The organism is Streptomyces sp. A3M-1-3, from assembly GCF_024213665.1.
GTDB lineage: Bacteria > Actinomycetota > Actinomycetes > Streptomycetales > Streptomycetaceae > Streptomyces.
The window spans coordinates 1-3,622 of sequence record NZ_JANAVP010000068.1 but is presented as its reverse complement, the minus strand read 5'-3'; the positions used below and the strand labels follow the sequence as shown (position 1 = coordinate 3,622).

General features: G+C 71.2%; 2 protein-coding genes. Both read left to right on the top strand.

Annotated features, from left to right (window positions below):
* Positions 1-2,775 (top strand): type I polyketide synthase (locus NLX86_RS34130; RefSeq protein ID WP_254375707.1); only part of this gene is annotated, 2,775 nt, incomplete at its 5' end.
* Positions 2,776-2,819: 44 nt separating this feature from the next.
* Positions 2,820-3,622: beta-ketoacyl synthase N-terminal-like domain-containing protein (locus tag NLX86_RS34125; protein ID WP_254375706.1), on the top strand; the 803-nt coding region annotated here is incomplete at its 3' end.

The window sequence follows — 3,622 nt, the reverse complement described above, 5'->3', positions numbered from 1 at the left end:
TTCTTCGCCGACAGCGGCGCCCGGCGCGTCGCCCTGCCCACCTACCCCTTCCAGCGCGAGCGCTACTGGCTGGAGTCAGTCCCGGCGCAGCCGGACACCTCCACGAACGCTGCGAACGGCCACCCGATGCTCGGCTCGCCCATCACCGTCGCCGGTGCCAACCAGATCCTGTTCACCAGCCGGCTGTCCCTCGAGACACACCCCTGGCTGGTGAACCACACCGTCCTCGGCTCACCCGTCCTGCCCTCCTCCGCCCTGGTGGAACTGGCGATCCACGCCGGCGACGAAATCGGCTACCCGGTCATCGACGAGCTGAATCTGATGGTGCCGCTGGTGCTGCCCGAGGAAGGGCAACTCCAGCTCCAGGTCCGCGCGGGCACCCACGACGACTCCGAGCGGCGCTGCCTGTGCCTCTACTCCCGGCCGGATGTTGCCGACGCCCCGTGGACCATGCATGCCGAGGGCTACTACTTCCCCGAGAACGCCGAGGCGGGCGTGGGCGAATGGGCCGCCGACGCCGAAGGGAAGACCGTCGAGTTCCGGCTGCCCGAGGAGTTCCACGAGGAGGCCAGCCGCTACGGCCTGCACCCGATCCTGCTTGACGCGGTCATCCCCAGCCGCAGCTCCACCGCGGAGAAGGGCACGGTCCTCGTCCCCGGCGACTGGTATGGAGTCCGGCTGCACGCCACCGGCGCCACTGCCGTACAGGCCCGGGTGACCGAGCTGGGAAAGTACAGCGTGTCACTGCAACTGGCTGATGGTCAGGGACAGTTGGTCGCCTCTGTGGACTCCGTCGTGTTCCGTGAGATCCCCACCGAGCAGTTCACCTCCGCCGTGGACAGCACCGGCAGCGACTCGCTGTTCCAGGTCGGCTGGGCGCCGGCCGCCCCCCCGCAGTCCGGCGGACCGCTCCGCTGGAGCGCGCTGAACGGCGGACAGCCCGGTGCCCCGGACACCCTGGCCGACTTCGCCGCGATGGACTGGGCGGTGGACCGGTACGACGACATCGTCTCGGTCGCCGAGGCTGTCGAGGCCGGTAAGCGTGTCGAAGCCGTCCTGTTGCCATGGGCGTCCACCGCCCCCGGCGACGTGATCGGCTCGGTCCGCGCCGGCACCCGCCGCCTGCTCACCGTGCTCCAGGAGTGGCTGGCCGACGACCGCCTCGCCAGCGCCCGGCTCGTCGTCGTCACCCGCGGCGCTGTCGGAACCACGGACGAGGACGTCATCGACCTCGAGGCGTCCGCGGTCTGGGGACTGCTGCGCTCGGCGCAGTCCGAGGCACCCGACCGGATCACAGTGATCGACACCGACGCCCCACTGTCCAGTGCCCTGTTGGACGGGCTCGTCGCCTCCGGCGAGTCCCAGGCTGCGGTCCGCGCCGGCAAGGCGCTGCTGCCCCGGCTCCAACGCCGTCCGACCACCGCGAAGGCGCCGGATGCCCCGGCCTGGAACACCGACGGTACGGTCCTCGTCACCGGCACAGGAGCTCTCGGCTCGGTCTTCGCGCGGCACCTCGTGGCCAGTCACGGCATCTCCCGGCTGCTGCTCGTCAGCCGCAGCGGCGAGGACGCCGAGGGCCTGGCCGAGGTGGTGGACGACCTCCGGGTGCTCGGCGCACACGTGAGCGTCGTCGCCGCCGACGTCACCGACCGCGACGCGCTCGTGAAGGTCCTCGCGGACATTCCGGCCGAGCATCCGCTCACGGGTGTCGTGCACACTGCCGGTGTCCTCGACAACGGCTTGATCCCGGCACTGACTCCGGAGCGGCTGGACGCGGTGCTGCGGCCCAAGGTGGACGCGGCCTGGCACCTGCACGAACTGACCCGTGGCCTCGACCTCGCCGCGTTTGTGCTCTTCTCCTCGACGGTGGGCGTCTTCGGCGGCCCGGGCCAGGCCAACTACGCCGCCGCCAACGCCTTCCTGGACGGCCTCGCCCAGCACCGCAAGACCCAGGGCCTGCCGGCCACCTCGATCGCCTGGGGCCTGTGGTCGGTACCGGGCGGCATCAACCGGGACGTGGGCGAGACCGGCCTCAACCGGCTGGCCCGGGACGGCTTCCGGCCGATCGCCTGGGTGGAGGGACTCTCGCTGTTCGACCGGGCGCTCGCCGCCGGCCGGGCGGCCCTCGTGGGCACCCCCGTCGGCCTCGCCGCAGTACGCGCCAGGGGCGAGGTCCCCGCCCTGCTGCGGACGCTGGCCGGCGTCGCCCCCCGCCGTACCGCACAGTTGCCCGGTGGCGCCCCGGCCCAGACGCCGGCGGACCGGCTTGCGGCACTTCCCGCGGTGGAACGGGACCAGTATTTGATCCAGCTCGTGCGCAATGCCGTGGCCGCCGTACTCGGCCGCACCGACCCGGATGCCATCGAAGCCGAACGCGCATTCCAGGACCTGGGGTTCGACTCGCTGACCGCGGTCGATCTCCGCAACCGCCTCGGCACAGCTACCGGCATCCAGCTCGCCGCCACCCTCGTCTTCGACCACCCCACCCCGGGCGCCCTCGCCGCCCATCTGAACGAGCGGCTGGCGCCGCCGGACGCGGAGGTGCAGAAGCCGTTGCTGTCCGAGCTGGAGAAGCTGGAGGCACTGCTGCCGGGCCTCGGCAAGGACGACCCGGACCGCGCTTCGGTCTCCGTACGCCTGCAGACCCTGCTGGCGAAGCTCAACGAGACCGGCGGATCGGCCGCGGCGGAGGCCGAGCTGGCGAGCAAGCTCGAATCGGCTTCCACGGACGACATCTTCAGCTTCATCGACAACCAGCTCGGCCGCTCCGGGTGACGGTTCTCACCGACTTCCTTGTCTCGAGGAGAGATTGATTTCCCATGTCCAATGAAGAGAAGCTGGTCGAGTACCTCAAATGGGTCACGGCTGACCTGCAAAAGGCCCGGGCGCGGCTCGCGGAGCTGGAGGCGGGCAGCGAGGAGCCGGTGGCGATCGTCGGTATGGGCTGCCGCTTTCCCGGCGGGGTGACCTCGCCCGACGAGCTGTGGCAGCTGGTCACCGGCGGGGTCGACGCCATATCGGAGTTTCCCGCCGACCGCGGCTGGGATCTGGAGAAGCTGTACGACCCGGACCCCGCAACGCCCGGCACCTCCTACACCCGAGAGGGCGGATTCCTGGACGGAGCCGCCCAGTTCGACGCGGGCTTCTTCGGGATCTCCCCGCGTGAGGCGCTGTCGATGGACCCCCAGCAGCGCGTGCTGCTGGAGACCGCCTGGGAGACCTTCGAGCATGCCGGGATCGACCCGGCCACGCTGAAGGGCAGCCAGGTCGGTGTGTTCGCAGGCGTGGTGGAGCAGAGCTATCTCGGGCTGGACGGCCCCGAGGAGTTCGAGGGCTACCTCCTGACGAGCAAGCTCACCAGCGTGGCGTCCGGCCGCATCGCGTACACCTTCGGCTTCGAGGGCCCCGCGCTGTCGGTGGACACCGCCTGCTCCTCCTCGCTGGTGGCCCTGCACCTGGCCGTGCAGTCGGTCCGCCGGGGCGAGTCCACGCTTGCGCTGGCCGGCGGCTCCACGGTGACCGCGACCCCGGGCGGCTTCGTCGACTTCTCCCGGCAGAGCGGCCTGGCCCGCGACGGCAGGATCAAGTCCTTCGCCGCGGCCGCCGACGGCACGGCCTGGTC